The 6,058-nt window shown below is 33.5% G+C and carries 6 protein-coding genes; all 6 read right to left on the bottom strand.

The genetic code is table 11. The annotated features are described in order from the left end of the window. Window positions 1-2 precede the first annotated feature (2 nt). Window positions 3-2,237: a radical SAM peptide maturase, CXXX-repeat target family gene (locus L7E55_RS17245; RefSeq protein WP_277445601.1), complete on the bottom strand. Its 2,235-nt coding sequence runs from the start codon at window positions 2,235-2,237 to the stop codon at window positions 3-5. A 356-nt stretch (window positions 2,238-2,593) separates the two neighbouring features. Continuing rightward, complete coding sequence (locus L7E55_RS17240) at window positions 2,594-3,319, bottom strand: LytR/AlgR family response regulator transcription factor (protein WP_277445600.1); 726 nt, start codon at window positions 3,317-3,319, stop codon at window positions 2,594-2,596. A 13-nt stretch (window positions 3,320-3,332) separates the two neighbouring features. Next, complete coding sequence (locus L7E55_RS17845; RefSeq protein ID WP_420852072.1) at window positions 3,333-3,443, bottom strand: cyclic lactone autoinducer peptide; 111 nt, start codon at window positions 3,441-3,443, stop codon at window positions 3,333-3,335. Window positions 3,444-3,470: 27 nt separating this feature from the next. Further along, the gene (locus L7E55_RS17235) at window positions 3,471-4,091 is read right to left on the bottom strand and encodes an accessory gene regulator ArgB-like protein (protein ID WP_277445599.1); all 621 of its coding nucleotides are present in this window, start codon (window positions 4,089-4,091) and stop codon (window positions 3,471-3,473) included. Next, window positions 4,033-4,935, bottom strand: coding sequence for a sensor histidine kinase (locus L7E55_RS17230; protein WP_277445598.1), 903 nt, complete (start codon window positions 4,933-4,935; stop codon window positions 4,033-4,035). The genes L7E55_RS17235 and L7E55_RS17230 overlap by 59 nt, the downstream gene beginning before the upstream one ends. Window positions 4,936-4,940: 5 nt before the next feature. Next, complete coding sequence (locus tag L7E55_RS17225) at window positions 4,941-5,420, bottom strand: hypothetical protein (protein ID WP_277445597.1); 480 nt, start codon at window positions 5,418-5,420, stop codon at window positions 4,941-4,943. Between the last annotated feature and the right edge of the window lie 638 nt (window positions 5,421-6,058).

Below are 6,058 nucleotides of genomic sequence, written 5' to 3'. Positions count from 1 at the left end.
CATTACTGTAAAATCAAACAACCGACAAGCGGTGTCCGGATGCCTCCGGAATCACTGTCCGGATGTTTCCGGAACGGTGTCCGGATGTTCCCGGATTCGCTGTCCGGATAAACCGGAATACGCACTTTGAGATTGTTATTGTAAACTACATTATTTGCATTTACCAACAACTGCAGCTCTCGAGCTTTCTCTCTTTCGATGTGGCTTATTATACACTGTATTTTAGGTGGTGTATTATATTCGCTTGTCAATTTTTTATTTAAGAATTTACATCTCTTACAATGATATACATCACAAGCTAAACAAATTGGAGCTCTTTCAAGTTCTAATAATTGATTATTTTTTACTTGGATACCCGACTCTAAAGTGCCAACATAATTATTGGGATTATCAAAATAAAAAGCTGGACAAATATAAAATTTACCATTGGGTGCTAAAGAAAAAGTATTATTTCCAGCATCACAATTATTCATTTCTTTGCTGTTTAAAATATCAGTTAATACATTTATTTCGATTAATTTATTTTTATTACTACTGTCAGCTACAAGTTTAACGACCTTATTAAGTTCATTTTTATACATAAAAATGTGCCCATCTGTCCATTGCTCAATATTTTCTAATACTAAATTGATTCTTTCCTTGCTCTCTGCTAAGTCAGTGATAAAATCACTTATCTTGTTAATATTATCTACATCAATCAATAATATGCAATTACTTGAGTATGTAATATCTTTATTTTCGATTTTATTATCATATATTATTATATTATTATAGTTAGAAATGAATCTATCACTTAATAAGTAATATTCGCTAGGATTCAAGTTGGATGGTAAGTTATGTGGTACTGCGTATTCCGGATAAACCGGAATACGCAGTACCCCTAAAAAAAATGGTATGAATCCATTTTTATTGGCAAATTCCAAACCGGAACTTAATATTTCATCACTCATATGGTTTTTAGTTTTCTTCCAATTCCGATAAGAACAATGTGGAATCACTTCATCATGCATTATAAATTGAAGATATTTGTTTAAATCTATCCTGCTTAATAAATACTTATCTCTAGGTGAAGCAGTGCCTGTTATTTTTGAAAATTCTTTCCAAAAATATTTATTGGCACGTATATTAGCCTTGTGCATTTTACAATTATATGTTCTTCTTTGGTATATTGTGTCAGAGTCTGCCGAATCATAATTAAAACCAGTACACCAACTACATCCTGTCGCAACATCACAATTTATACATTCTTGCGTAGACTGGCTTTCTAATGATAATGCCAAAAATGGTCTTAACCTATCGAGATTAATACCATTATATACATCTCCAATAGTATATCCTTTTTTATTATTAAGACTTATATCAAGGAATCTAACACAAGGAAGAAAATTTCCCTTGCAGGAAATTGCCAACATCTTACCAGTACCACAAAAATTTTTTTTTAAATCTTCTTTAGTTAACGGAAAACCTATATAGGGGGAAAAAAAACGTACAGAATAATCATTCCATAAATTTTTTTCAAGTATATAATCGGCTAGTTCTATTAACTGTTTCTCAAAAATTATTTCATCACCTTCATGCCATACATTTTCAAAAACAACATTTGCTGACACATTATCTATTCCTAAATTCCATAAATTAATAATGCTATCTTTTACAAAAGGAAGATCTTCATGGGTAAATGTTGCTTTTGTATAATTACCTGGAAGCTGATTTTGCCACAATTTTATATTTTTAACGACGTCATCATAAGAACCACTTCCATCTACCCTTACTCGTTGCAGATCATGCTTTACTTTATTTCCATCGATGCTTATTCCCATACTTAAATGTTCTTGATTTTTGCTAATATAATTTTGTACTTTTTCTGTATTATACAGCAAACCATTAGTTGAAAAATTAAATCTATATTGATCAAACCAGGGATGTTCACATATGAACATTTGTTGTTTTATGTAATCACATATTTTATCAATTAAATCAATTTCAAGTAATGGTTCTCCTCCTATAAAACTCCATATTACAGCATCTTCGTTGAAGAAATCCCTATTTTTAAGTATGTAATCTACGGCTCTTTGGGCAATTTCAAAAGTCATTTTATTTGTTTTATTTTTTCCAGTCATGTAACAATACTTGCAACGCAAATTACAATCTTCAGTGACGCAAAAGGTTATTTCTTTGGCTCGACCATGATTCCATAATACTGGATATTGTCCCATTTTAATAATATTATTATTCATTTTATAACCCCTCTCGTATAATCTTGGTTTACTAAATAAATACTGCATTCATGATATTGAATTCCATGCGAATCTTTTAAATCTTATATAGATTTTATTGAAAGCATAACTATTATCTATAATATGTTTGTATAACATTTTTCTCTCGAACATGATAAATGATTTGGCGTTTGAGACGATAATTATGAAAGTATATCAACAAATATTTGAGATAGTAAAAACTATACACAATATAAAATATTACTTAACTATAATTATAATAAAATAGTTGCATAAATCTAGTAGTTATTCCTGATTAACCTCTTTATGGGTGTATATAGCCTAAAGAGTGTCGCAAATAACCAAAAAGCCCCTTTCTACAAAGGGGCGAATCTGTGTTTATGTTCTTCGAATTTATAACGGCTCATTAAAGCAACCTTGTCATATCCGTCAAATTCGATTACATAAGACCTGTTACTTACCTCTCTAATTCTACTGATATTGTCCATATTCGCTATAAATGACTTGTGAACCCTAAGGAAATTCCCTCCTAATTTTTCTGCTAACTTACTCAGGGTTTGATGTATCTTATAAACGTTGTTTTCTGTATGGATCAAATTAAGTTTATCCTGTTTCTCAATAAACAGGATATCGCCAGGCGCTACCATAAATATTTCATTTTTATCTTTAATCTTAATTTTTTCTGGATTGCGCCTAATTATGTTTCTTTTTCTTATTTCTTCTGTAAGACTGTTTATAATTTCATTGATTTTTGCTTTTTTCACTGGCTTTAGAATGTAGTCATATGGATGAACAGCAAATGAGTCAATTGCATATTGAGAGTATCCTGTTATAAAAACAAAAAATATATCAGGATTAAAATCATGTATTTTTTTTGCGACTAATATTCCGTTCAACCCTTCTTCTGGAGCCAGTTCTATATCCAATAGCGCAATGTCCAATTTATGTTCCCTGGCGAAATTAATTGCTTCTTCACCGCTTGGCGTATCAATTACCTTGTCAACGGAAGGGTTTTCAGATACCAACTTCTTGAGAAATTTCCTGGTGTAATGTTCATCTTCTAGAAGCAAAATATTTACCATTTACATCTGTCCCCTAATGTTGTAAACTTTCCGGAATGTCTGGTTCATAAGTGATAAACCAGCAACACGGGCTTACACCGGTATAAGCAACAAAGACTAATACTGACGCTAATGCATGGACCATTATCGTTATCATTTTTTTCAGCATTGGTTACACCTCCTTCCCGGCAATATTCAGAATGCTGTCAAGAACCTTAGCTGCTTTGTATCCCAATGGAGTCATCAAAATGAGACTTCCGAGGATTCCCAAAATCATTGCAAAAGCGTCAGCGGTCATCTTTTGCGTTATAAGTATAACGATGATAATGGACCATACGGTTAAAACAAGGAAGGCTTTTTCCCTTTGTTCCAGCCTTATTGATTCATTTTTTATTTGTTTCTTTGCCGTGCCCGCTGGCACCCATCTAAAGATAACGTGAATACCCATCAGTAGAGTTAATACTGATATAAGCGTTAATGATTCAGGATTTACGGCTAAGGTTGCCAATTTACCCAAGCTTATCAGCAAAGAGACACCAACCACCAGGCATAATGAATACGTGCTTAAGTGAACGCCTCCTCCAAAAAACCTCAACGATGCAAAGGCTATCAGGCATAACATAGTTGTTATGAAGGTATCCATCAGCAAAGATAATGATACTATTAGTATTAGCTGAACCAATGTTCCGAGTATTAGTTCCAACCCATAGGTAAAAATTTCTACTTGATCCCGGTTAACCTTTAACTGCGCCCCCATGATAATGGCTATTTTTCGGGCAAAAGTTTTTATCATCTACTTTTCTACCTCTATCAGGAAGATATACAATAAATGTTGTCCGTTCTCCTGATACTACGCCAATTCTTCCCCCGTATTTATCCACCAGTTTTTTAACCAGGTACAAACCGTATCCGCGAGCTTCGGATTTTTTTGTGGTGAAACCTGCTATAAACAACCTTTGTCTAACCGCTTCAGGGATTTTAGGCCCTGTATTGTAGACATACATGACATGATTCAGGTTTTCATACTTTATTTCTATGGCTACCCTACGGTCGACATTAGCCTGGAGAACTGCGTCAAATGCATTATCCAGAAGGTTGCCCAATATACTGCATAGATCCCAGGGGGGTATATTAATATTGGCAATATCGCATTTTACGGAAAAAGCAAAGTCAATTTTCATGGCCTCAGCCACTTTTCGTTTGCCGTTTAAAAGCGCCGTAAGAGCGGGATGGCCAACATATACTATTTCTTCTGCGTGTCTGTTATTTTTCGCTATACCTTCAATGTATTCGATGGCTTTATCCGCTTCATCCAGGTGCAACATAGCCTGCAGAGTCTGAATATGCCTGCTGTGCTCATGTCTTTGGGCTTGCAAAGTATTTATTAAATTCTCCACTTGTGAAAGATGTGTTTTTAAAAGATTTAATTCCACTATTTTCTTAGTATTTTCCTCAAGGCTTTTGATTGAAAAAACGACTAGACCGCTTAATAATAAAACTGCTAAATTTATAAATGGTAGAAACGCTTTTAAATCATGGATATCTTTAGATAGATATATTTCTTGATTAATTAGTACATTAAACAAAGTATTCAGAAGGATGGTAGAAATAATCACTGATCTACCATTTTTATACAAGGCAATCAATCCCTATCTAAACTTAAGTCAAAGATTATAAAATTATATTTCTTTATAAAAATATATAAAATAACCATAATGACACCTGATGGCAGAAAGTATAATATATTCAACCATGGCTTTAAAACAAGGCTATCTATAGTAACGGCAGTTATATTGAGAAGTATCGGCAATAACGCTCCTTCCAACACCCCAAGAATCAATGCCCCCGCGGCTATTGAAATAAAACAGTGCCATAAATTGGTTCCTGTAATGATAAACGCTAAAAGCGTTGAAAATACAATAAGTATGAATGTGTGGACTCCGAAGAGGAGTGGCAATTCTCTTGCAAAAATCGCAATAATGCTAATTATGAAAGATAAAAATAATGCTCTTGAATAGCTCATATCCAGGTTGAAAAGCTGAAATCCGATTTTAAAAATAAGGAATGTTTGAGGGATAGAAGTTGATATAACGATATACCATGGCAATATCGCTGGATGCATATCAGTTCTCCTGTAAAGCAAATCCGATTACATTAACATAAGCTTAAAACCATTTATAAGTTTCTATAATTCGCTAATAGTAAGACAAATATATTTATACCAATACAAAGCAACCGAGGAACCAATTTCTTGACTTACCATTTTCATGTTTATTCTAGATTTCTACATTTATTTTAAATTACCTGCTTGGATGGCATAAATAACCCAATTTGGGGTTTAACTAACCATGATTGAATTGAATTCAAGTAAACTGGATGGGACGGAATTGCAAGGGGAGTAATCATCAATTCACAGGCAGATGAACATTTACAAAAATCGGTTCGGTTTGGAAGCGAGCCGTTTTGTTGTCGGCGCGGAATTAATTGGGGACATTCCTTCCCTTATTTCCAAAACAACTTTTGTTTTTATTTTAACCGATGAAGGTGTGTCCCCCTTCCTCTGAGTGAGTGAGGATATTGCCGTGCTTGATCCGTATACAACCAGTATTAGTAAAATATTTGCATACTTTTTTCCAGTACTGACGCATAATTCTCAGAGCCGTTAAATTAAAGGCGTTGTATCCTTTTAAAGAGAATATTTTTTCGCAAAACCCTACTGGACAAATTATATTCGTTATGAGATAATAGTGAGGGTTGCCA

Origin of the sequence: Pelotomaculum isophthalicicum JI (genome assembly GCF_029478095.1) — a bacterium.
Lineage (GTDB): Bacteria > Bacillota > Desulfotomaculia > Desulfotomaculales > Pelotomaculaceae > Pelotomaculum_D > Pelotomaculum_D isophthalicicum.
Note: the sequence above shows the minus strand (reverse complement) of the source record. Positions and strands in the feature narration are given on the sequence as shown.

Coding starts and splice junctions, on each gene's coding strand:
- L7E55_RS17240 (WP_277445600.1), bottom strand. CDS start 3,319: ATGGTAAATATTTTGCTTCTAGAAGATGAACATTACACCAGGAAATTT.
- L7E55_RS17245 (WP_277445601.1), bottom strand. CDS start 2,237: ATGAATAATAATATTATTAAAATGGGACAATATCCAGTATTATGGAAT.
- L7E55_RS17225 (WP_277445597.1), bottom strand. CDS start 5,420: ATGCATCCAGCGATATTGCCATGGTATATCGTTATATCAACTTCTATC.
- L7E55_RS17235 (WP_277445599.1), bottom strand. CDS start 4,091: ATGATAAAAACTTTTGCCCGAAAAATAGCCATTATCATGGGGGCGCAG.
- L7E55_RS17845 (WP_420852072.1), bottom strand. CDS start 3,443: ATGGTCCATGCATTAGCGTCAGTATTAGTCTTTGTTGCTTATACCGGT.